Below are 23,342 nucleotides of genomic sequence, written 5' to 3'. Positions count from 1 at the left end.
ACCGCACCTGCCGCGGTTCAACCCGGCAGCACCCCGTACACGCGGTACGGCTCGGCGTCGGCCCACTTGACGTCCAGTCCGAGCCCCGGGCGTCCGGTGTCCGGTCGCAGGGCGCCGTCCGCGGGCGACAGGGTGCCGTCGAACAGCAGGTTCTCGACCCGTACGTGGTCGTGGAAGTACTCCAGGTGCCGCAGCCGTCGTACGGCGCAGAAGGCGTGCGCGGACACCGCCGGGGCGCAGTGCGCCGACAGGTCGAGGTCATGGGCCGCCGAGAGGCCCGCCACCTCCAGGACGCCGGTGATGCCGCCGCAGCGGGTGACGTCCGCCTGGAGGCAGTCCACGGCTGGACGCTCCACCAGGTTGACGAAGTCCCGCATCGTGTAGGCGTACTCGCCCGCGGCGATCTCCAGTCGCTCCGGGCCGCGCTCGCGCAGCAGGCGCAGTCCTTCCAGGTCGGCGGAGCTGACGGGTTCCTCGAACCAGCGGACGTCCCACTCGTCGTGGAAGCGGCGCGCCCAGTGGAGCGCCTCCTTGCGGCCGAGCGCTCCGTTGGCATCGGTGAACAGCTCGGGCTCGTCACCGATCGCCTTGCGCACCGCGGTCAGCCGCAGCGGGTCGCGCTCGGGGTCCCGCGAGGTCTTCAGTTTGACGCGGGGGATGCCCTGGTCCACCCATCCGGTGAGCTGGTCGGTGAGCCGGGCCGGCGGGTAGTTGGTGAAGCCACCGCTGCCGTAGACGGGCACGCGGTCGTGGTAGGCCGGGAGCAGCCGGACCAGGGGGAGCCCCAGCAGCCTCGCCTTGAGGTCCCACAGCGCCACGTCGACGGCGGACACCGCCATGGCTCCGACGCCCGGACGCCCGGCGTTGCGGATCCGCACACCCATCCGCTGCCACAGGGCCGGCGGCGAGGTCACGTCCTGGCCCTTGATCGCCGGCGCCAGCTTGGAGTCGACGAACGAGGCGGCCGACACGTCCCCGTAGGTGTACCCCAGTCCGGTCCGCCCGCCGGCGTGGACCCGGACCAGGACGACCGTGGTGGACTCCCAGTCCAGCGTTCCGTCCTGCTCCTTGCCGTCCGGGCCGTCGGTGGGCACCTCGAAGGCGTGCACGTCGACCGCGTCGATGCGGAACTCGGCCGGCGCCGGGCCGTGGGTCCCGTGGTCAGTCCCCGTGGTGGCGTCCAACGTCATGTCTGCTCCCTCGCCACGCACCTCTGCCGACACGATGAGTGACCCTCTCGGGGGACGCGTAAACGGCACGGGCGACACGGCCACCCTCACGTCGCAGGCGCCACAACCCGCACGCACGGCCGCCGCCCGGCGGTCAGCCTGCTGTCTCGGGAGGGTCGTCGGAGTCCGAGGGCGGGCGCGGGGGCGAACCGAAGCGGACCCTGATCTTCTGGAAGCCCTTGAAGGCCTCGGTGGCCGCGTACGACTGGTAGGCCCGCCGGTCGGCCGGAGTGAGCTGCACCCGGTCGGTGAACGGGGTCAGCAGGCTGCGCGGCCACAGCCGCATGATCCGGACCACGCTGACCTCGGCCGTCATGAGGAAGATCAGTGCACCGAGGTAGAGCCAGGCCAGCAGACCGAGGACGATGCCGAACAGGCCGTAGGTGGCCGTGGCGCCGCGCAGCACCTGGCTGACGTAGTAGGAGCCGCCCCACTGCAGCAGTTGCCAGGCGAAGGCGCCCCCGAGGACGGCGCCGAACAGACGGCGCAGCGGCAGCCGGCGCCGGATCAGCGTCCGGTAGACGAGCAGCAGCAGAGCCGCGTTGAGGACGATGGCCGCGGCCGCGGCGGCGACTCTGACGCCGGTCTCCAGCCGGGCGCCGAACACGCTCGCCCGCGACTCCGCGAAGGACAGCCCCGTGGTCAGGCACAGCCCGAGCGCGAGGATCGAGAGGAACAGCAGGCCCCGCAGGCGTGACCGGAACGGATCGGGGCGCGCGTGCCGTGGCACGGCCCAGATCTTGTTCAGCGCGTGCTGCGCGGCCTGTGCCACGCCCAGGGCGCCGTAGAGGCTGCCCAGCACGCCCACCACGAGGGCGACGCCGCTGCCGTGGAAGGAGTGGATGTTCTCGCCGAGCTGGTCGCCGATGACGGGGAACTCGCCGAGCGCGGAGTTCAGCACGCGTTCCCGCAGCTGGGGGTTGCCGCTGAGCAGGGTGCCGAGGACGGAGACGAGGATCAGCAGCAGCGGGAACAGCGACAGGAACGAGTAGTAGGTGAGCACCGCGGCGAGATAGGTCGCCTGGTCGTCGTAGAACTTGTACAGCACGGCGAGCGGCAGCCCCGCCCAGCGGTGGCGCCGCTGGTACGCGTCCACGCGGGCCACGACTCCCATGGTCTGCCTCGTGCGCTCCGCCGGGCACCCGCCGGCACCTCACGTCGTCCTGCTCGTGAGGATAGGTCTGGTGGCATGCACCCGCCACCGGGCGGGTGTCCGACACGACGAGCCATTCAGCCGCATGCGCGTGCGCGGCAAGCGCCGTTACGGGATCTTTGACCGCGTAATTTCCATTCGCGGCTTTTTCCCGTATCTGGAGTTGTTGCGATGACCGCACAGACGGAGCCGGCCACGCTCGTACCGGTCGAGGGGCGTCGCCACCCGGGGCGCGTGGTGGTGTCCTGGGTGACGACGACGGATCACAAGAAGATCGGGCATCTGTATCTGATCACGTCGTTCGCCTTCTTCCTGATCGGCGGGGTGATGGCGCTGCTGATCCGGGCGGAGCTGGCGCGCCCGGGCCTGCAGATCGTGTCCAAGGAGCAGTACAACCAGCTCTTCACGATGCACGGCACGATCATGCTGCTGCTGTTCGCCACCCCGACCTTCGCCGGCTTCGCCAACGCGGTCATGCCGCTGCAGATCGGCTCGCCCGACGTGGCCTTCCCGCGGCTGAACATGCTGTCGTACTGGCTGTTCCTGTTCGGCGCGCTGATCGTGATGGGCAGCTTCCTCACCCCCAACGGGGCGGCGGACTTCGGCTGGACGGCCTACACCCCGCTCAGCGGCCCCGAACGCACCGTCCAGCTCGGTGGCGACCTGTGGATCATGGGGCTGGCACTGGCGGGGTTCGGGACCATCCTGGGTGCGGTCAACTTCCTCACCACGATCGTGTGCATGCGCGCCCCCGGCATGACGATGTTCCGGATGCCGATCTTCACCTGGAACGTGCTGCTGACCTCGGTCCTGGTCCTGTTCGCCTTCCCCGTGCTGGCCGCCGCCCTCTTCGCGTTGGAGGCCGACCGCCGCTTCGGCGCCCATGTCTTCGATCCGGCCAACGGCGGGTCGGTCCTGTGGCAGCACCTGTTCTGGTTCTTCGGGCATCCCGAGGTCTACATCCTCGCCCTGCCGTTCTTCGGCGTGATCACCGAGATCATCCCCGTCTTCGCCCGCAAACCGATCTTCGGCTACATGGGCCTGGTCGGTGCGACGATCTCGATCGCCGGCCTGTCGGTCACGGTATGGGCCCACCACATGTTCGCCACCCAGGCCGTGCTGCTGCCGTTCTTCTCCTTGCTGACCTACCTCATCGCCGTGCCGACCGGTGTGAAGTTCTTCAACTGGATCGGCACCATGTGGAAGGGCTCGCTGTCCTTCGAGCCGCCGATGCTCTGGGCGGCCGGCTTCCTCGTCACCTTCCTCTTCGGCGGGCTGACCGGCGTGATTCTGGGCTCGCCGCCACTCGACTGGGAAGTCACCGACAGCTACTTCGTGATCGCGCACTTCCACTACGTGCTCTTCGGCACCATCGTGTTCGCCATGTTCGGCGGATTCAGCTTCTGGTGGCCGAAGATGACCGGCACCATGCTCAACCACCGCCTGGAGTACATCCACTTCTGGACGCTGTTCGTCGGCTTCCACACCACGTTCCTGGTCCAGCACTGGCTCGGCGCCGAGGGCATGCCCCGCCGCTACGCCGACTACCTGGCTGCCGACGGCTTCACCTGGCTGAACACCGTCTCCAGCATCGGCGCCTTCCTGCTGGGCCTGTCCACCCTGCCGTTCCTGTACAACGTGTGGAGGACCGCGCAGTACGGCGAGCGCGTCCAGGTCGACGACCCCTGGGGTTACGGCCGCTCGCTGGAGTGGGCGACCTCCTGCCCACCGCCCCGCCACAACTTCACCACCCTGCCCCGGATCCGCTCCGAGTCCCCCGCCTTCGACCTCCACCACCCCGACCTGGCCGAGGTCGACTACGCGACCTACACCGGCAAGCGCGACGTCATCGAGGCACCGGGACACCAGGAACCCCCGCGGTGAGCGCGGCACCGGACGACAGGGCACCGCACGCCGAGGGCCCCGCGCTCGCCGCCGAAGTCGAGGGTTACCTGCTCGCCCACGCCGAGTACGACAGGGCGCACCGCGAAGCCGAGGCCCTGTGCGCCCGGCTCCCCTGGCTGACGACCGCACAGGCCGAGGACCTGGTAGGCCACTACGTCAGCCAGCGTCTCGACATCACCCGTCAGACGCTGGCCACCATCGCCCGGCGCGCCCGGGAGCTGCGGGACGAGTACGAGGCCCGCTACACCGCACTGCGGCGCGCTCTGTTCAAGGCCCATGCGGCGTGCGCCTGCGCGCTCCTCGGCATCACAGGCCTGATCACGGCCCTGTGCCCCCTGACACGGTGAGCACATCTCCCGCCCCCTCCCCCTGTGACGCACGACACAGGGGGGTGAACAAGTTTTTCCCAAAGCAATGATCGATGCGGCTGGCGCCTACGTACCTCCTGCTGTACAAGCCGCTCGTGCATGGAGGCAGCATGCCCATATCCCGCAACATCGCAGGAACCCTCTTCGTGGCCGGGGCGCTGGGCCTGACTCTCACCGCTCTCGCCTACCCCGCGATGCTCGGGGTCCAGACCACGTCCAGCTCTCCGGACCGGATCATCGCCAACACCCAGTACGGCCCACTGACCGAGGCCGACCGCGACTTCGTGGTCAAGGTGCGTTCCGCGGGGCTGTGGGAGTACCCCCTGGGCGAGATCTCGTTGAGGAAGGGCTCGTCGCCGGAGATGCGGGAAGCCGGCAAGCACCTGATCGTCGGGCACGCCGGACTCGACGAGATGTGCCGCAAGATCGCCCCGGAACTGGGCATCACCCTGCCCAACCGGGCGACGCCGCAACAGCAGCAGTTCGTGGCGACCGCGGATGCGGCCAACGGCAAGGAGTTCGACTCCACCGCCGCGAACATCATGCGTGTGACCCACGGCCAGATCTTCCCTGTGATCGCCAAGATCCGTGCCACCACCAAGAACACGCTGGTGCGTCAGCTCGCCGACCTGGCCAACGACACCGTCCTGGACCACCTGACCATGATGGAGAAGACGGGCACGGTCAACTTCGACCAGGCCAACTTCCAGCAGACCACCCCGCCCAAGCTCCCCAAGGACCAGCTCACCCCTCCGCCGCCCCAGCCCGGAGAGCCGATGGTCGTCCTCACTCCGCGCCCGGACCTGAACATCAACACGGCCTCCCCCACGCCCAGCCCGTCGGCCAACTGACCTCCGCCCACGCGGCGCCGGGGGGATCGGGCCGTCAGGCGAGCGAGTGCGGCTCCCTCTCGTCCTCCGCGGGTGCCGACGGCTCTACCACCAGCATCCGGAACTGCGGCAGGGTCACCGGCTCCTCGACCTGCGCGAGCGAACGGGCGGCGATTCCCATCAGCAGCCGGGACGCGGTCATGACGGCGCGGGTCACCGCATCGACGTCGTCCACGGCCCGCCCGGAGCTCTCACGCTGCGGCATACGCCCCTTCTACCGGGCGGCAGCCGCCACCCACCCACGCGACGCCGCCTGAACGGAGTCCCCCGAGAGCGTTTCCAGCGAGCGCGCCCGGGGGACTCGTGCCAGGCTCGAACAGCGAGTGAGCGCCGAGTCGACGGGTGCCGATGACCACAGGGCCTAGGAGGTCGGGGCATGACGCGTGACAGCGCCGCGGCGGCAGGCGGGGCAGGCGAGGAGGCGGTGCGCGCCAACCTGCTCTTCGGTCCGCAACCCGACGTGGCGAAGGCGGCCGGGTACACCAACGCCCCGCCGCGCATGGGTTTCTTCACGGACACCTCCGTGTGCATCGGCTGCAAGGCGTGCGAGGTGGCGTGCAAGGAGTGGAACTCCGTACCCGAGGACGGCCTGGAACTGACCGGCATGTCCTACGACAACACCCAGGGGCTGGGCGCGGACACCTGGCGCCACGTGGCGTTCATCGAGCAGCGCAAACCGCTGGGCGGTCAGGAGCCCGGTGCCGGTCACCAGGCCGTGGACGTCTTCGACGCCGCCCGGAGCCTCGGCACCTCCGCCTCCTCCCCGGGCCCGGGAGCCACGGCCCCCACGCCCGGCTCCGCACCCGCCGACGCACCCGCCGGGGAGATCTCGCCCGTGTCCCCGGACGGACGCACCGAGCTCCGCTGGCTGATGTCCTCGGACGTCTGCAAGCACTGCACGCACGCCGCCTGTCTCGACGTGTGCCCGACCGGCTCGCTGTTCCGGACGGAGTTCGGCACGGTGGTGGTCCAGGAGGACATCTGCAACGGCTGCGGGTACTGCGTGCCCGCCTGCCCGTACGGCGTCATCGACCAGCGTCCCCACGACGGGCGGGTGTGGAAGTGCACCCTGTGCTACGACCGGCTCGGCGTCGGGATGGAACCGGCGTGCGCCAAGTCCTGCCCCACCGACTCCATCCAGTTCGGCCCGCTCGACGAGCTGCGCGAACGCGCCGCCGCCCGGGTCGCCCGGCTCCACGCCGCCGGCGTCACCGATGCCCGGCTGTACGGCGAGAACCCCGAGGACGGTGTCGGCGGCGACGGCGCGTTCTTCCTGCTGCTGGACGAGCCGGAGGTCTACGGTCTGCCGCCCGACCCGGTCGTCACCACCCGGGACCTGCCCTCGATGTGGCGGCACGCCGCGGCGGCCGCCGCATCGCTCGCGGCGCTGGCCGCCGTCAGCTTCGCCAGGAGGCCGCGATGACCGGCTCTGACGTCACCCGCGACGGCGTGGAGGGGGCCCGCCCCGGACGCGAGGCCCTCACCGGCGCGCACACCGGACGCCGACGGCGACGCCGCGGACGCGGCGAGCGGTCCATGGTGCCCGAGGCGCGGTTCTCCTCGTACTACGGCAAACCGATCCTCAACAAGCCGGTCTGGAAGCCCCTCGACATCGCGGGCTACCTCTACCTCGGCGGCCTCGCGGGTGCGTCGTCGCTTCTCGCCGCCGGGGGCCAGGCCACCGGGCGGCCCGTACTGGCCCGTACCGCGAAGCTGGGCGCCGCGAGCGCGGTCTCGCTCTCGCTGGCCGCGCTCGTGCACGACCTGGGGCGCCCGGCCCGCTTCGTCAACATGCTCCGCGTCCTCAAGCCGACCTCACCGATGAGCGTCGGCTCCTGGCTGCTCGCCGGTTACGCGCCGCTGACGGTGGCCGCCGCTGCCGCCGACGTGGCGGGCCGCTACCGCATGGCCGGGGCCGCCGCCACGGCGGGCGCGGCCGTCCTGGGACCGGCGGTCGCCACCTACACCGCCGTGCTGATCTCCGACACGGCGGTGCCCACCTGGCACGAGGGCTACCGCGAGATGCCGTTCGTGTTCGCGGGGTCCGCCGCGAGCGCGGCGGCCGGACTGGGCCTGGTCGGCGCCCCGGCGGCGCAGGCGGGGCCCGCGCGCCGTATGGCGGTGCTGGGTGCCGCCCTGGAGCTGGGCGCCTTCCGGCTGATGCAGCGGCGCATGGGCCTGGCGGCGGAACCGTACGAGCAGGGCAGGCCCCGTACGCTGCTGCGCGCCGCGGAGGCGCTCACGGCGGGCGGCGCCGCGCTGGCGGCCCTCGCGGGCCGGCGTCCGGACCGCCGTCTGCCGGCGGCGGCCGGCGCGGCACTGCTGGCCGGCTCGGCGGCCCTGCGGTTCGCCGTGTTCCACGCCGGGGTGGTGTCCGCCGAGGACCCCAAGTACACGGTCGTACCGCAACGGGAACGGCTGGACGCCCGCGGTCGCTGACGGTCCGGCGCCACGGCAATGCGGCCGTTTCGCCGGCCGCGCGGCGGGTACCCAGGACCAGCCGGGCCGGAAGGAGATGGACGTCATGCCCACCCGGAGCCAGGTGGTGGACCTGCTCTCGGCCGGCCTCGACTACGCGGAGGCCGGCCGGCGGCTCGGCATACCCGCGGGGCAGGCCTTCCTGATCGCGACGGGGCTGCCCGCGGACGGCGGCGACTCCCTCACCACCGCGGAGCAGCACCGTCCCGGCATGCCCCGGGAGTCCACCCAGCACCTGTCCGACCCGCCGTCCGAGAACCCCACCGGCAAGGACGCGGTGCGCCGGTGGGTCAAGCACCGCGCCGCTGCGGACAGCCAGATGCGGCGGGCCGCCGAGCAGTGGGATCTCCGCCCGGAGGGCGAGCGGGCCCCCGGTGAGGTGCACGAGCTGACCACGGTGCTGACGCGCGACCACGACCGGGTGACGGCCCTGCTGAAGCAGGTGCAGGCTCTGCCGGGCGCCAAGAAGGGCGGCTCGAAGTCCCAGCGGTCGCGCAGGGGATCCCTCGTCGGCCTGATCACCGAGGCGTTGCAGAGTCATGAGCCGGCCGAGCAGCGCCGCCTCTGGCCGGCCGTACGGGACGTGCTCGAGGACGGGGACCATCTGGCGGACCAGGGACTACGGCAGGAGCGGGAGGGTGCCGGCACCCTCGCGGCCCTGAGCGAGGCCTCCCCCGACACCGAGGAGTTCGACGAACTGGTCGAGCAACTCGTGGACCGACTGCGCCGGCACGTGGCGTTCGAGGATGCCGTGTTCGCCCTCCTGCGCGAGAATCTGCCGCAGGAGGACCGGGAACGTCTGGGGTCCGGCGTTGTACGTGCCTGGGAGGCCGCACGACGAGGAACCGAGCGGGAGGAGTAGCAGACATGGGCGTGCGCACATGGATCGACTCCTGGCCGGTCTACCGCCAGCTCAAGGGAACCGACCCGCTGGGCCGCGGGGCCGCGGCCAAGAGCGGGACCAGCGCGCGGCTCACGCCCCGGGTCGCCACCGCCGACCGGGTGGTCAAGTCGGTGTGCCCGTACTGCGCCGTGGGCTGCGGCCAGAACGTCTACGTCGAGGACGAGCGGGTCACGCAGATCGAGGGCGACCCCGACTCCCCCATCTCCCGCGGCCGTCTGTGCCCCAAGGGCGCGGCGAGCCTCCAGCTGACCACCGGCGACGCGCGCGAGCACCACGTCCTGTACCGGCGCCCCTACGGCACCGACTGGGAACGTCTCGACCTCGACACGGCGATGGACATGATCGCCGACCGGGTGATCGCGGCGCGCCGGGCCGGCTGGCAGTGGGAGGTCGACGGGACCCGCACCCGGCGCACGCTCGGCATCGCGAGCCTCGGCGGGGCGACCCTCGACAATGAAGAGAACTACCTGATCAAGAAGCTGTTCACCGCCCTGGGAGCGATTCAGATCGAGAACCAGGCGCGTGTTTGACACTCCTCCACCGTTCCCGGTCTGGGAACCTCGTTCGGCCGCGGCGGCGCGACCACCTTCCAGCAGGACCTGCAGAACTCCGACTGCATCGTCATCCAGGGCTCGAACATGGCCGAGTGCCATCCGGTCGGGTTCCAGTGGGTGATGGAGGCCAAGGCCCGCGGGGCGAAGGTGATCCACGTCGACCCGCGGTTCACCCGCACCAGCGCGCTGGCCGACCTCCATGTGCCGCTGCGCGCGGGCTCGGACATCGCCTTCCTCGGCGGGATCGTCAACTACGTCCTGAGCAACGAGAAGTACTTCCGCGACTACATCGTGGCGTACACCAACGCGCCGGTGGTGCTGCGGGAGGACTTCCGGGACACCGAGGACCTCGACGGCGTCTTCTCGGGTCTGGACGCCGACAGCCGCAGCTACGACAACAGCAGCTGGCAGTACGAGGGCACGGAGATCCAGGCGGCCTCCGGCGAGCGCGACCAGGAGTACGAGAAGCGCACCCGTGGCGGCCGCTCGGTGTCGGAGGCGGCGCGCGGTGAGGCCCACGGTGCGGGCGGCGCCGCGATCCCGGAGGGCGAGCCCGAACGCGACGAGACACTGACCCACCCGCGCTGTGTCTTCCAGGTGCTCAAGCGCCACTATGCCCGCTACACACCGGAGATGGTGGAGCGGATCTGCGGGGTGCCGCAGGACCTGTTCCGCCAGGTGTGCGAACTGGTGACGGAGAACTCCGGACGCGAGCGGACCACCGCCTTCGCCTACGCGGTCGGCTGGACACAGCACACCGTGGGTGTGCAGTACATCCGCACGGCCGCCGTGCTGCAGAGCCTGCTCGGCAACATCGGCCGTCCGGGTGGAGGCATCCTCGCCCTGCGCGGACACGCCTCCATCCAGGGTTCGACCGACATCCCCACCCTGTTCAATCTGCTGCCCGGCTACATCCCGATGCCGCACGCGCACCACAACCAGGACCTCGACGCCTTCATCGAGGCGGAGGCGGCGCACAAGGGCTACTGGGGCAACATGCGCTCGTACCTGGTGAGCCTGCTCAAGGCCTACTGGGGCGACGCCGCGACGCCCGACAACGACTTCTGCTTCGACTACCTGCCGCGCCTGACGGGCTCCCACTCGACCTACGAGACGGTGATGGCCCAGCTGGAGGGAACCTGCAAGGGCTACTTCCTGATGGGCGAGAACCCGGCGGTCGGCTCGGCGAACTCCAAGATGCAGCGCCTCGGCATGGCCAACCTCGACTGGCTCGTCGTACGCGACTTCTCCCTCATCGAGTCGGCCACCTGGTGGAAGGACGGCCCCGAGATCGAGACGGGCGAGTTGCGCACGGAGGACATCCGCACCGAGGTGTTCTTCCTTCCCGCCGCCGCGCACACCGAGAAGGACGGAACCTTCACCAACACCCAGCGCCTGCTGCAGTGGCACCACCAGGCCGTAGAGCCGCCCGGCGAGGCGCGCAGCGACCTGTGGTTCACCTACCACCTCGGCCGCATCATCCGGGAGAAGCTCGCCGGGTCGGCCGACGGGATGGACCGCCCCGTGCTGGACCTGACCTGGGACTACCCCACCAAGGGCGCCAACGCCGAACCCGAGGCGGAGGCGGTCCTCGCGGAGATCAACGGCTACGACGCCGAGGGCGACCCCCTGGCCTCCTACGAGCAACTCAACGACGACGGCTCCACCGCCTGCGGCTGCTGGATCTACTGCGGGGTCTACGCCGACGGTGTGAACCAGGCGGCCCGCCGCAAGCCGGGCAAGCAGCAGAACTGGGTGGCGAACGAGTGGGGCTGGGCCTGGCCGGCCAACCGCCGCATCCTGTACAACCGGGCCTCCGCCGACCCGGACGGCAAGCCGTGGAGCGAGCGCAAGGCGCTGGTGTGGTGGGACGAGGAGAAGGCGCTGTGGGTGGGTCACGACATCCCCGACTTCGCGAACAACAAGTCCCCTCATCACCAGCCCCCGCCGGACGCCACGGGCGCCGAGGCGCTGTCGGGCACCGACGCGTTCATCATGCAGGCCGACGGAAAGGCCTGGCTGTTCGTGCCCTCCGGGCTCACCGACGGGCCGCTTCCCACGCACTACGAGCCGCAGGACTCGCCCTTCACCAACCTGCTGTACCCCCAGCAGCGCAATCCCGTGCGGCAGTTGATGCCGACGCACCCGGACAACCGCTACCAGCCCAGCGGCGACGAGCCGGGCACGGAGGTGTTCCCGTACGTCGCCACCACATACCGGCTCACCGAGCACCACACCGCGGGCGGCATGTCCCGCTGGCAGCCCTACCTGGCCGAGTTGCAGCCGGAGTTCTTCTGCGAGGTGTCACCCGAACTCGCCGCCGAGCGCGGCCTGGAGCACACCGGTTGGGCGACGATCGTCAGCGCCCGGAACGTCATCGAGGCGCGGGTGCTGGTGACCGACCGGGTGCCGCCGCTGACCGTGCACGGCCGCACCCTGCACCAGGTCGGTCTGCCCTACCACTGGGGGCCGAACGGCTACACCACGGGCGACGCGGCCAACGAGCTGGTGCACATGTCCCTCGACCCCAACACCCATATCCAGGAGACGAAGGCGTTCGCCGTCGACATCCGGCCCGGCCGCCGTCCCAGGGGTCCCGCGGCCGTCGAGCTGGTGCGCGCCTACCGGGCCCGGGCCGGTATCGACGACCACACCGGTACGGAGGTCTGAACCACCGTCGCGGAGCTCACTTCAGTACCACCGAGTGCGAGCCGCGCGGCACGAGTTCCCCGACCACGGGCGCGCCGGGCACCTCCCCGGCGACGAGCAGGCCGCCGGAGGTCTGCGCGTCGGCCAGCAGCAGGCGGGTGTCGGCGTCCGTGTCCCCGAAGTCGGTGTGCGGGGCGACCCATTCGAGGTTGCGCCGGGTGCCGCCGCTGACGTAACCGTCCCGTACGGCTTCCCGGGCGCCGTCCAGGTAGGGCACGGCGGCGGTGTCGACCACGGCGGTGACGCCGGAGGCGCGGGCCAGCTTGTGCAGATGCCCGAGGAACCCGAAGCCGGTGACGTCGGTGGCACAGGTGACTCCGGCGGCGAGGGCGGCCCGGGATGCGTCCCGGTTGAGGGCGGCCATCGTGGCGACGGCCTGCTCGAACCGTTCGCCGGTGGCCTTGTGCCGGTTGTTGAGCACTCCGATGCCCAGGGGCTTGGTCAGCGACAGCGGCAGTCCCGGCCGGCCGGCGTCGTTGCGCAGCAGCCGCTCGGGGTCGGCGACACCGGTGACGGCCATGCCGTACTTCGGTTCCGGGTCGTCCACGCTGTGCCCGCCGCCCACGTGGCAGCCCGCCTCGGTGGCGACGTCCAGTCCACCGCGCAGCACCTCGCGGGCCAGGTCGAACGGGAGCCGGTCGCGCGGCCAGGCCAGCAGGTTCACGGCCAGCACGGGCCGGCCGCCCATCGCGTACACGTCGGACAGGGCGTTGGCGGCGGCGATGCGCCCCCAGTCGTAGGGGTCGTCCACGACCGGGGTGAAGAAGTCGGCCGTGCAGACGATCGCCGTCCCCCGGTGGGTGACCACGGCCGCGTCGTCGCCGGTGGCGAGGCCGACCAGCAGTGGGGTGTCGCCCCCGGCGAGCGGTGGCACGGTCAGCCCGGCGACCACCTCCTCCAGCTCTCCGGGCGGGATCTTGCAGGCGCAGCCGCCGCCATGGGCGAACTGCGTGAGGCGGACGGTCTCTTGGCGGGTCGGTGTCATACCTGTCTCCTGGGGCACTAGCCTGGCGAGCGGTGGAGGCGTGTGGGTGCCTGGTGGCCCTCCCGGTCTTCAAAACCGAGGTGTCCGAGGATCTCGGGCAGGCGGGTTCGATTCCCGTCCGCCTCCGCTACCCGGCTCGGGCCGGCAGCGCCGGCGCTGGTCGTCCACCCGCTCGGTGTGTCCCTGCGCGTCCAGCAGTTCCAGGAGCGGCACGGCCACCCTGCGCGTGGTGTCCAGGGCCCGGCGGGCCTCGCTGAGTGTGAACGGCTGGGGCAGCCGGCGCAGGACGTCGGCGGCCCGGGCGTCCGCTCCCGGCAGCAGCACGATGCCGTCGGCCACCGCCAGCAGCGCGCCTGCCGAGACCGCGGCGGCCACCGCCTTGCGGGTGAGCCCGAGTTCCTTCAGGCGGTCGGCCTCCGGTGCGCGGAACGGCGTCCGCGTCAGCTCGCGCCGTACGGCGTCGACGGCGGCCTGGAGGGGCGGTGGCAGTGTCGGCCGGAGGCTGCCGGGACCGTACAACCGGCCTTGCCGGTGCAGCAGTCGGGCCGGGCCCGGTGTCTCGGCGAGCGCGTCCACCAACGTCCGGTCGGGCAGGCCGAGCAGGCGCCGGGCCGCCTCGGTCGGCAGGCCCAGTTCCAGGGGGTGCTCCTCGGCGTACCGCTTCACCTCGGCGGCCAGGCGCTCCCGCAGTGCGGCCCAGTGGGCCTCGTCGACCAGCCATTCCCCGGCGACGGGCGCGGTGGGCGGCGGCACTCCCATCGCCAGCAGCTCCGAGCGGCGGACGAGCCGTCGGCGCCGCAGCTCCGCGGCACCGTCCGGGCGGCCGGTCATGGCCGCCAGTTCCGCCGCCCGTGTACGTCCCGCGCCCCGCCGGGCCAGTCGCGGCGGGCGTGCGTCGAGCACGGTCACCCCGCGCGGCATGCGCTGCCCGCCCGGCTCCCGCAGCACGGCCCGGTCCCCGACACGCAGGGGCAGGGCCCGGTTCAGGGTCAGCCGCGCGGTGTCCTCCCCCAGTGGGCGGACCGTCGCACGGACGGCGGCCGTACCGATGTGGAGGGTGACCGTGCGGGGCAGGTCGGCGACCGGTTCACCGGTGACACGCACGTCCACGAGGTCGGTGAGCAGCCAGCGGTCCGGTGTCAGCAGCACCTGCCCCCGTCGCAGGGCACCGTCCACGGAGCCGTGCACGTTGACCGCCACCCGTGCCACGCCGCTGACGGCGGACCGGTCCTCGTGCAGGCACTGCAGTGCGCGCACCTTCAGCAGGGTCGAGCCGTCGCCCGTCACCAGCCGGTCACCGGCGCGCAGGGTGCCCGCGCCGAGCGTGCCGGTCACCACGGTGCCGTGGCCGCGTACGGTGAAGGCGCGGTCCAGCCACAGTCGCACGTCCGCGTCCGCGGGCGGCACCGGCAGCGATCGTGCCAACCGGGCCAGCTGCGCGCGCAGTTCGTCCAGTCCGGCGCCGGTCACCGCGCTGACCGCCACGGACGGCACCGTGCCGAGCGAGGTGGCGGCCAGGCGCTCCACGGCGTCGGCGCGCACGGGCTCGGGGTCCGCCAGGTCGCTGCGGGTCACCGCGAGCACGGCGTGCCGTACGCCGAGCGCGTCGAGGATCGCCAGGTGTTCCTCGGACTGGGGTTGCCAGCCCTGGTCGGCGGCCACGACGAACAGCACGGCGGGCACGGGTCCGACCCCGGCCAGCATGGTGGCGACGAACCGCTCGTGTCCCGGCACGTCCACGAAGGCCAGATGCTCCCCGTCCGCCCCCAGCCGGGTCCACACGAAACCGAGGTCGAGGGTGAGCCCCCTGCGCCGCTCCTCCTCGAAGCGGTCGGGTTCCATCCCGGTCAGCGCCCGCACCAGGGCGGACTTGCCGTGGTCGACGTGCCCGGCGGTGGCCAGCACCCGCATGACGCCTACCTCCCCGCCGCCGACCGCACGGCCCCGGCCAGCCGCTCGTCGTCCTCCGGCGGCACCGTCCGCAGGTCGAGCAGGCAGCGCCCCGCCTCCAGACGCCCGACGACGGGGACGGCGCCGGTGCGCAGCGCGGCGGCGCAGGACTCGGGCAGGGACAGGGCGGCGCTGGGCAGCGTCACCCCGGGCGCGCCGCCGCCTCCCACGGTCGCCGCGCTGTCGACGGCGTGTACGTCGACGCCGTCGGCGCTCAGCGCCTTGGCGAGCTCCTCGGCACGGGCCATCAGCTGTTCGGGGTCGGCGGCGAGGGCGGCGGCCGTCGGGGTCCGCGGGCCGGTGAGCGTGGCTTCCAGGGCGGCCAGGGTCAGCTTGTCCACGCGCAGGGCGCGGGCCAGGGGGTGCCGGGAGACGGTGCGGACCAACTCCTCGTCGCCGAGGAGCAGTCCGCACTGCGGGCCCCCGAGCAGTTTGTCGCCGCTGGCGGTGACGAGTGAGGCGCCTGACCGCAACTGGGTCTCGGCGTCGGGTTCCTCGGGCAGCAGGCGGTGGGGGGCGAGCAGCCCGGAGCCGATGTCGGAGACGACCGGGACGCCCAGCGGCGCCAGTTCCCCCACATCGGCGGCGCGGGTGAACCCGGTGACGCGGAAGTTGGAGGGGTGCACCTTCAGCACGAATCCCGTCTCCGGCCCGATCGCGGCGGCGTAGTCCGCGGCGGTCGTGCGGTTGGTGGTGCCGACCTCGCGGAGCCGGGCCCCGGTGGAGACCAGGAGGTCCGGCAGTCGGAAACCGTCGCCGATCTCCACCATCTCCCCCCGGCTGATGACGATCTCCTTTCCGGCGGCGAGCGCGGTCGCGACCAGGACCAGCGCGGCGGCTCCGTTGTTGACGACGTGCGCCGCGGCGGCGGAGGGCACCCGGTCGCACAGCGCCTTCAGAGCCGTGCGCCCGCGGCGGGCCCGGACGCCGGTGCGCAGATCCAACTCGACGTCCGTGGGCCCGGCGGCCTCCAGCACCGCCTGCCGGGCTGCGTCCGACAGGGACGCCCGGCCGAGGTTGGTGTGCAGCACCACGCCGGTGGCGTTGATCACCGGCCGCAGCCCGCCTGCGGTGCCCGGGAGCAGGGCGAGGGCCGCGTCCCGCACCCGCTCGGGCGCGATGCTGCCGTCGCGTGCCTGCTCCTGCGCCCGCCGCACGGCCGCCTTCACCACGCGGGGCCCCAGCCGGCCCACGGCCTCCGCCAGGCGCGGATCGCTCAGCAGGGTGTCGGTGCGGGGAATGCGCCGTCGCGTGTCGACGGCGTCGCTTCCCCGGGGCGCGCGTCCGACGCCGGACGCGGCCGCCCCGGTCCCGTCACCGACTCCCTCCGGTGTGACCCCCTGCTCCATGCGGCCCCTGCCTCTCCGGCCCCGGCCCGGCTGTCCGGGGAAAGGGAAAACCCATCGTCTCCCAGTGCCCCCGCCCGCCCGCTCGACACGCCGGAGCGACAGGGTCCGGGGCTGTGCGCGGAGTAGCCCGGCATGCGGGCCCGGCCCCCGGGGGCGAGGCTGGAGCCATGGCCGAGCGTCGAGTGATCGTGTATCCGCCGAGCGAGAGCGGCGGCCGGCGCGTGCGCGCGGACGGTGAGATCCTCGGCACCGCCTATTCACTGCATGACTTGACGGTCTTCCTGCAGCACGCCGGGCTGGAGGGCGTGGACGAGGTGGACGTGGCCGAGTCGCCCTTGATCGAGTGGCACGGCGGTGGCCCCGAGGTGTGGGAGAGGGAACGCTGACGGCTTCAGATCGGTCGGCCCTGGCGCGCTCAGCGGTGCTAAGAAGGGAACATGAGGGTACGTTTCGGACGAGACCGGACCCAGGCGCGGCCCCCGCCCACTGGACGCGCGCGTGAGCGTCGCGGTTCTGTGCTGAACCCTCACAGCGTGGCCGGGCAGGTGTTCCTCCTCCAGATCGTGATCGTGGTGCTGCTGGTCCTGGCCGCGGTGGCGAGCGTGATGCTCCAGGCGGCGCGGGACGCGCTGGAGCAGGGCCGCCGCGTGTCGGTCGTCACGGCCCAGTCGTTCGCGAACGCGCCCGGAGTGGCCGAGGCGCTGCACAGCCGGGACCCGTCGGCGGTCCTGCAGCCGCGGGCCGAAGCGGCGCGCAAGAAGGCGGGCGTGGATTTCGTGGTCGTCACGGACACGAAGGGAATGCGTTACACGTACCCCTACCCGAAGGAGATCGGGAAGAAGTTCGTCGGCGACATCAAGCCGGCGCTGGAAGGCCGTACCGTCATCGAGCAGGCCGGTGGGCCGCCCCTTCCCGCCGGCAAGGGCACGGCCGTGCAGGCGGTGGTCCCGGTGAACGACTCGCACGGCACGGTCGTCGGCCTCGTTTCGGCGGGGATCACGGTCAAGAACGTGTCGCGCCTGTGGATGCCGCAGCTGCCGATCATCGTCGGTTCCGGCGCGGCGGCGCTGGCACTGGCCGCGACCGGGACCACACTGGCGTCCCGGCGGCTGCTGCGGCAGACGCGCGGCCTGGCCCCGGTGGAGCTGGCGCGACTCTACGAACACCACGAGGCGGTCCTGCACGCGGTGCGGGAAGGGGTGCTCATCACCACCCCCGACGGTCGGCTGCTGCTGGCCAACGACGAGGCGCGGCGGCTGCTGGGCCTGCCGGCCGACGCGCACGGGCGCCCGGTGCGGGAACTGGGGCTGCCGGAGCAGATCACACGGTTGCTGATCTCGCCGGACGCGGTGACCGACGAGGTGCACCTTGCGGACGACCGGCTGCTGGCGGTGAACAAGCGGCCCACGTTCCCGCACGGTGGCCCGGGAGGCAGCGTGGTGACGCTGCGGGACACCACGGAGCTGGCGGCGGTCTCGGGACGGGCCGAGGTGGCGCGGGAGCGGCTGAAGCTCCTCTACGAGGCCGGGTTGCGCATCGGGACGACGCTCGATGTGGGGCGTACGGCGCAGGAGCTGGCGGACGTGACGGTGCCGCAGTTCGCCGACCTCGTCACCGTCGATCTGCTGGATGCCGTGCTGCGCGGTTGGGAACCGACGGCGGAGGGATGGCGGCATCTGCGGCGTACGGCGATCAGCGGGGACCGGCAGGTGATGCCGGTGTATCCGGTGGGTGAGATGATCACGTTCTCGCCGGGAGCCCCGCAGATGCACGCGCTCCAGGAGGGCCGGGGGATGGTGGAGCCGGACCTGCGGCAGGCGCACGGCTGGCGGGAGCAGGATCCGGAACGCGCCCGCAAGGCGCTGGAACTCGGGCTGCATTCGCTGGTGACCATGCCGTTGCAGGCTCGGAACGTGCCGCTCGGTGTCGTCAACTTCTACCGGATGACGGACTCCCCCCCGTTCGAGCCGGACGACCTGTACTTCGCGGAGGAGCTGGCCGCGCGGGCGGCGGTGGCCATCGACAACGCCCGGCGGTTCACGCGGGAGCACGAGATGGCGGTGACGTTGCAGCGCAGTCTGCTGCCGCGGGGGCAACCGGAGCAGGACGCGCTCGAGGTGGCCTGGCGGTATCTGCCGGCTGCGACGGGGGTGGGCGGGGACTGGTTCGACGTCATCCCGCTGCCGGGCGCACGTGTGGCGCTGGCGATGGGCGACGTCGTCGGTCACGGACTGCACGCGGCGGCGACGATGGGGCGACTGCGCACCGCGGTGCACAACTTCTCCACGCTGGACCTCCCCGTGGACGAGGTGCTCGGGAACCTGGACGACCTGGTCGCCCGCATGGACAACGAGGAGGACGCCGCCGAGACCGCCGACGGCCACGAGGGCGAGGCGGTGACGGGAGCGAGCTGTCTGTACGCGATCTACGACCCGGTGACGGGGGCCTGCACGATGGCCCGCGCCGGGCACCCCGAACCGGTGGTGGTGCGTCCGGACGGAACCGTCACCTGTCCCGGCGTACCCGCGTCGGTACCGCTCGGCCTGGGCGGCTACCCCTTCGAAACCGCCGAGCTGCGTTTGAGCGAGGGTTCCCAACTGGTGCTCTACACCGACGGTCTGGTGGAGGAACGCGCCCGTGACATCGACGTCGGCCTGGATCGGCTGCGCCGGGCGTTGGGCGCGGCCGGGAGGCGCAGTCCGGAGGAGGCGTGCCAGGCGGTGATCGATGCGGTGGGGCCGGCGCGACCCGCCGACGACATCGCCCTGCTGGTGGCGCGGACCCGGCTGTTCCCGCGCTCGTGCGTGGCCGAGTGGGGCGTGCCGCCGGACCCGGCGGTCGTGCCCTCGGTCCGGACACGGTGCAGGGACAAGTTGCGGGAGTGGGGGCTGGAGGAGATCGGGTTCACCACGGAGCTGATCGTCAGCGAGTTGGTCACGAACGCGATCCGGCACGGCTCGCCACCGGTGTCCGTGCGGCTGCTGTACGGGCGCTGCCTGATCTGCGAGGTGGCGGACGGCAGCAGCACCTCGCCGCGGCTGCGGCGGGCGGCGACCACGGACGAGGGCGGCCGGGGGCTGTTCCTGGTGGCGCAGTTCGCCCAGCGGTGGGGGACCCGCTACACGGCCCAGGGCAAGGTGATCTGGGCGGAGCAGACCCTCCACGACGGCACGTCCGCCGCGACGGACCCCACGCCGGTCGACGTCCTCCTGGAACAGTTCGGCGACCCCGCCATGTGAGAGCGGATGTCGCCCGGGCGTCTTGCCCGACCGCAGTGACAGCGGGGTTGGCACCGGGGCAGCAGACGTCCGAGGATGACCGGGTGAGGACACCGATCAGCCGACCCGGTCTGCGGCCCTATCTGCCGTACGTGCAGCGTGCCGCGCTCCCGCACGACGGACTGACCGCCCACTTCCTCGGCACCAGCTCCGTCCTGCTGTCGGACGGTGAGACCCGTCTCCTCATGGACGGGTTCGTCACCCGGCCCGGCCTGCTGCGCGTGGCCATGGGCCGCATCGCGCCCGACCGCAGGCTGGTCCGCGCGGCCGTCGAGCGACTGGGCGTGGACGCCCTCGCCGCCGTGGTGTGCGCCCATTCCCACTACGACCACGCCCTCGACGCCCCGCTGTGGGCGCTGGAAACCGGTGCCGAGCTGGTCGGCTCGCGGTCCACCGCGAACGTCGGACGCGGTCAGGGGGTCCCTGCACGGTCGCTGCGGGTCGTCGAGGACGGCGACACCCTCACCTACGGCGGTTTCGACCTGACCTTCCTCACCTCCCTGCACAGCCCCGGCGACCACTACCCGGGCAGCATCGACCGGCCCCTGGTCCCGCCGGCCCACGCCCGGGCCTGGAAGACCGGCACCGTCTACTCCGTGCTGGTCGCGCATCCCCGCGGCCGTCTGCTGCTGCACGCCAGCGCCAACCACCGGCCGGGCGCCCTGCGCGGTCACCGGGCCGACGTCGTCTATCTGGGCATCGGGAACCTGGGCAAGCAGCCCGCCGCGTTCCTCCAGGCGTACTGGGACGAGGTCGTCAGCGCCACCGGAGCGCGGCGCGTCGTCCTCGTCCACTGGGACGACTTCTTCACCGACCTCGGGCGCCCGTTGCGCCCGCTGCCCTATCTGTTCGACGACCTCGACACGACCATGAGCCGACTGCTGCCCCTGGCGCGCCGTGACGGCGTCGACGTCGTCCTGCCCGTCGCCTGGCAGCCGACCGATCCCTTCGCCGGCCTCGGATGAGAGCTGGGGGACGCTATTCCGTCTCCGCGTCGGCCCCGTCGCGGGGCTGTCCCTCTTCTCCGCGACCGGTCTGGCCGGCGAGCAGGGGGGAGCGGGTGAGCAGCGTCACGGCGACGGCCACGACGAGTGCCCCCACGACCGACAAGATGGTGTAGACGCCGCCCCGCACCGCTTCACCGAAGACGAAGACGCCCCACAGGATGGCGACGACCGGGTCGGACATCGTCAGGCCGGGCTGGCTGGCGAGCAGCCGTCCGGCGTGCATCGCCGACTGGAGCAGGAACATCGCGCCCGCGCCGGCCACGATCATGGCGTAGAGCTGCCAGCTGCTGAACACCGCGCCGATGCCGTGGCTGAACGCGTCCGTCACGCCCTTGATCAACGCGGCGGTGAACCCGAAGGCGCATCCCGTCGCCACGCCCAGGAGGGCCGCCTTGCGGGCCCCGGCACCGGCGAGACGGGCCCACATCACCATGGCGGCGACCAGCAGCACGTTCACTCCCGAGGCGAACGCCCACCTCAGAGCGGTGGCGTGGGCGGCCGAGCCCTGCGAGGGGGACAGGGAGAACAGCAGCCCCGCCAGACCGGCGGCCATCATCACCGAGGCGCCCCATTCCCGGACGCCCAGTCGGCTACTGAACACCAGCGATGCCAGCAGCAGGGTGGCGGGCAGTTCCAGCACCAGCATCGGCTGCACCAGTGAGATCTGGCCGTTGCCCAGCGCTGCGGCCTGCAGCAGGAATCCGACGATGACCGAGAGGACGCCGGCGAACCACACCGGCCGGTGCAACAGGTGCCGTACGAGCCGCCAGCTCAGGCTCTCGCTCTCCGGGCGGTCCCGTGCCGCCTTGCGCTGCAGCACGGAGGCCAGGGCGTTCGCGATCGCCGCCAGGACGGCGAGCAGCACGCTCAGCACGGCGCGCCGCCCCCGGGTGCCACCGCCCCCGCAGCGACGATCATGTCTCCTCCACACCAGGCCGGCAGGGCTGCGGGCGCCCCACGCACTCAAGTCCACGGCGTCGAGCGGTGCCCCGCAACCGCGGAACCGCCGTCCGGGACGGGCGGCCCGGTGATCGGCGACCGCCCACCGGTCCGTGCCGCCGGCCGGGTTGACCGAGAGGGCAAGGAGTTGAACACGGCGACAACGGTTCCGCCGTCCCGGACGTCGTCCGCCTCGACGGCTGAAGGACCGGCGACCGCCCTGCCTCAGACGGAGCCGGCGTTGCTCGGCGGGTAGGACGGACGCATCGGCACCCGGTGTTCGGGGGTCGGCAGCGGCGGCAGCGCCGCCTCCTGCACCCACGCACGGAACAGGTCGTCCAGGGGCCGGGACGCGAACCGTGCGGCGTGGGCGGTGAACGCGCCGGTCGTCACGGTCCCGCCCCGGTGCACACCGGCCCAGCCGCGCAGCATCCGGAAGAACGCCTCGTCCCCCAGCACGCAGCGCACCGCGTGCAGCACCAGGCCGCCGCGTTCGTAGAGGCGGTCGTCGAACATCCGCTTGCGGCCCGGGTCGGCGAGTCGCAGGTCCTGGGGCAGCGAGGACAGCTTCCGGTGCGCCGTCGCTGCCAGTTGAGCGGCCGTGGGTCCTCCGGACCGCTCCGCCCAGAGCCATTCCGCGTATTTCGCGAAGCCCTCGTTGAGCCAGATGTGCCGCCAGTCGGCGACGGTCACGCTGTTGCCGAACCACTGGTGCGCCAGCTCGTGCGCCACCAGCCGCTCGGAACCGCGGGCGCCGTCCACGTGGTTGGCGCCGAACAGCGACAACCCCTGTGCCTCGACGGGGACGTCGAGTTCCTCCTCGGTCACCACCACGGCGTACTCGCCGAACGGGTAGGGACCGAACAGCTCCTGGAACAGGGTCATCATGGCCGGCTGGCGCGCGAAGTCCCGGGAGAAGCGCGGAAGCAGGTGCGCGGGGATGTGCGCATGCTGTGGCACACCGTCCTCGCCCGGATCGCCGAGCAGCACGGTCTGGTACCTGCCGATCGACATCCCGACGAGATAGCTGGAGGTCGGCGCGGGCTGGTCGTACACCCAGGTCGTCGTCGACGCCTTCGTCGTGCGGGTCAGCAGACGCCCGCCGGTCACCACCGAGTACGCCGACGGCGTGGTGACCGAGATCTGGTAGGACGCCTTGTCCGCCGGGCGGTCGTTGCACGGGTACCACGAGGGTGCCCCGACCGGCTGGCTCGCCACCAGCGCACCGTCCTGCAGCTCCTCCCAGCCGACACCGCCCCAGGGGGTGTTGACGGGCTTGGGATTGCCGGACCAGTGCACTTCGACGGTGAAGGCGGCACCCGCCCGGACGGGTTTGGACGGGCGGACGCGCAGCCGACCGGCGCGGTGCGTGTAGTGCGCCGCCCGGCCGTCGACCTTGACCCGGCCGACGCGGAAGTCGGCCAGGTTGAGCTGGAACTCGGTGAGCGGGGCCCGGCCCGCTATGGCGTTCAGACGCGCCGCCCCGGCGAGCCGGTTGGGGCCGGGGCGGTAGTCCAGCGTGAGCTCGTAGCGGTGAACCCGGTAGCGGGGGTCGCCGTTGTCGGGGAAGTACGGGTCTGCTTCCGCCTTCTGCTGAGGGCTCACTGGTGCGTCTGCTCCCTGCGCTGTGCTCGTACGTCGTGC

The 23,342-nt window shown here is 72.1% G+C and carries 16 protein-coding genes, 1 tRNA gene and 2 pseudogenes; 11 read left to right on the top strand and 8 right to left on the bottom strand.

Annotated features, from left to right (window positions below; translation table 11 throughout):
• Window positions 1-17: 17 nt before the first annotated feature.
• Window positions 18-1,190, bottom strand: coding sequence for an enolase C-terminal domain-like protein (locus SY2F82_RS33340; protein WP_200422803.1), 1,173 nt, complete (start codon window positions 1,188-1,190; stop codon window positions 18-20).
• A 133-nt stretch (window positions 1,191-1,323) separates the two neighbouring features.
• Window positions 1,324-2,343, bottom strand: coding sequence for a YihY/virulence factor BrkB family protein (locus SY2F82_RS33335; RefSeq protein ID WP_200422802.1), 1,020 nt, complete (start codon window positions 2,341-2,343; stop codon window positions 1,324-1,326).
• Between the two features lie 210 nt (window positions 2,344-2,553).
• Between SY2F82_RS33335 and ctaD the strand changes: the two genes are divergently transcribed.
• The 3 genes from ctaD to SY2F82_RS33320 all read left to right on the top strand — a co-directional run bounded on the left by ctaD (window position 2,554) and on the right by SY2F82_RS33320 (window position 5,506).
• On the top strand, window positions 2,554-4,266 hold the full coding sequence (ctaD, locus tag SY2F82_RS33330; protein WP_200422801.1) for a cytochrome c oxidase subunit I: 1,713 nt from the start codon (window positions 2,554-2,556) through the stop codon (window positions 4,264-4,266).
• Window positions 4,263-4,634, top strand: coding sequence for a hypothetical protein (locus SY2F82_RS33325; protein WP_200422800.1), 372 nt, complete (start codon window positions 4,263-4,265; stop codon window positions 4,632-4,634). The genes ctaD and SY2F82_RS33325 overlap by 4 nt, the downstream gene beginning before the upstream one ends.
• A 131-nt stretch (window positions 4,635-4,765) precedes the next feature.
• Window positions 4,766-5,506 (top strand): DUF4142 domain-containing protein, encoded by a 741-nt coding sequence (locus SY2F82_RS33320; RefSeq protein ID WP_200422799.1) that lies wholly within the window; start codon window positions 4,766-4,768, stop codon window positions 5,504-5,506.
• An 85-nt stretch (window positions 5,507-5,591) separates the two neighbouring features.
• On the opposite strand, the pseudogene SY2F82_RS33315 reads toward SY2F82_RS33320, so the two are convergent.
• Window positions 5,592-5,750, bottom strand: a pseudogene (locus tag SY2F82_RS33315) (MarR family transcriptional regulator); the annotation flags it as partial.
• A gap of 171 nt (window positions 5,751-5,921) precedes the next feature.
• On the opposite strand from SY2F82_RS33315, the gene SY2F82_RS33310 reads away from it, so the two are divergent.
• From SY2F82_RS33310 to fdh, 4 genes are all read left to right on the top strand, one after another.
• Window positions 5,922-6,968 carry a 4Fe-4S dicluster domain-containing protein gene (locus SY2F82_RS33310; RefSeq protein WP_200422798.1) on the top strand — a complete coding sequence of 349 codons (1,047 nt, stop codon included), beginning with the start codon at window positions 5,922-5,924 and terminating at the stop codon, window positions 6,966-6,968.
• The gene (nrfD, locus tag SY2F82_RS33305; protein ID WP_200422797.1) at window positions 6,965-7,984 is read left to right on the top strand and encodes an NrfD/PsrC family molybdoenzyme membrane anchor subunit; all 1,020 of its coding nucleotides are present in this window, start codon (window positions 6,965-6,967) and stop codon (window positions 7,982-7,984) included. Before SY2F82_RS33310 ends, nrfD begins: the two co-directional genes overlap by 4 nt.
• 85 nt (window positions 7,985-8,069) lie before the next feature.
• Entirely contained in the window at window positions 8,070-8,885 is an 816-nt protein-coding gene (locus tag SY2F82_RS33300; RefSeq protein ID WP_200422796.1) for a hemerythrin domain-containing protein, read from the top strand.
• Window positions 8,886-8,890: 5 nt separating this feature from the next.
• Window positions 8,891-12,151: a formate dehydrogenase gene (fdh, locus tag SY2F82_RS33295; protein WP_200422795.1), complete on the top strand. Its 3,261-nt coding sequence runs from the start codon at window positions 8,891-8,893 to the stop codon at window positions 12,149-12,151.
• A 16-nt stretch (window positions 12,152-12,167) separates the two neighbouring features.
• Here the strand turns inward: fdh and selD are convergent, their stop codons facing one another.
• Window positions 12,168-13,175, bottom strand: coding sequence for a selenide, water dikinase SelD (gene selD, locus SY2F82_RS33290; protein WP_200422794.1), 1,008 nt, complete (start codon window positions 13,173-13,175; stop codon window positions 12,168-12,170).
• A 34-nt stretch (window positions 13,176-13,209) separates the two neighbouring features.
• On the opposite strand from selD, the gene SY2F82_RS33285 reads away from it, so the two are divergent.
• Window positions 13,210-13,302, top strand: a tRNA-Sec gene (locus tag SY2F82_RS33285).
• Between the two features lie 35 nt (window positions 13,303-13,337).
• Here SY2F82_RS33285 and SY2F82_RS33280 read toward each other — a convergent pair.
• Both SY2F82_RS33280 and selA read right to left on the bottom strand, forming a co-directional pair.
• A pseudogene (locus tag SY2F82_RS33280) lies at window positions 13,338-15,086 on the bottom strand (SelB C-terminal domain-containing protein); the annotation flags it as partial.
• A gap of 5 nt (window positions 15,087-15,091) precedes the next feature.
• On the bottom strand, window positions 15,092-16,474 hold the full coding sequence (gene selA / locus SY2F82_RS33275) for an L-seryl-tRNA(Sec) selenium transferase (RefSeq protein WP_200422793.1): 1,383 nt from the start codon (window positions 16,472-16,474) through the stop codon (window positions 15,092-15,094).
• Between the two features lie 167 nt (window positions 16,475-16,641).
• Between selA and SY2F82_RS33270 the strand changes: the two genes are divergently transcribed.
• From SY2F82_RS33270 to SY2F82_RS33260, 3 genes are all read left to right on the top strand, one after another.
• Window positions 16,642-16,860 carry a hypothetical protein gene (locus SY2F82_RS33270; protein WP_200422792.1) on the top strand — a complete coding sequence of 73 codons (219 nt, stop codon included), beginning with the start codon at window positions 16,642-16,644 and terminating at the stop codon, window positions 16,858-16,860.
• Window positions 16,861-16,911: 51 nt separating this feature from the next.
• Window positions 16,912-19,713 carry a SpoIIE family protein phosphatase/ATP-binding protein gene (locus SY2F82_RS33265; RefSeq protein WP_200422791.1) on the top strand — a complete coding sequence of 934 codons (2,802 nt, stop codon included), beginning with the start codon at window positions 16,912-16,914 and terminating at the stop codon, window positions 19,711-19,713.
• 83 nt (window positions 19,714-19,796) lie between these two features.
• Entirely contained in the window at window positions 19,797-20,717 is a 921-nt protein-coding gene (locus SY2F82_RS33260; RefSeq protein ID WP_200422790.1) for an MBL fold metallo-hydrolase, read from the top strand.
• 13 nt (window positions 20,718-20,730) lie between these two features.
• On the opposite strand, the gene SY2F82_RS33255 is transcribed toward SY2F82_RS33260, so the two are convergent.
• Together SY2F82_RS33255 and SY2F82_RS33250 are read right to left on the bottom strand one after the other, a co-directional pair.
• On the bottom strand, window positions 20,731-21,633 hold the full coding sequence (locus tag SY2F82_RS33255) for a DMT family transporter (RefSeq protein ID WP_200422789.1): 903 nt from the start codon (window positions 21,631-21,633) through the stop codon (window positions 20,731-20,733).
• Between the two features lie 290 nt (window positions 21,634-21,923).
• Complete coding sequence (locus tag SY2F82_RS33250; RefSeq protein WP_236041926.1) at window positions 21,924-23,303, bottom strand: M1 family metallopeptidase; 1,380 nt, start codon at window positions 23,301-23,303, stop codon at window positions 21,924-21,926.
• Window positions 23,304-23,342 lie beyond the last annotated feature (39 nt).

Origin of the sequence: Streptomyces sp. Y2F8-2 (assembly GCF_014905555.1) — a bacterium.
GTDB lineage: Bacteria > Actinomycetota > Actinomycetes > Streptomycetales > Streptomycetaceae > Streptomyces > Streptomyces cynarae.
Note: the sequence above shows the minus strand (reverse complement) of the source record. Positions and strands in the feature narration are given on the sequence as shown.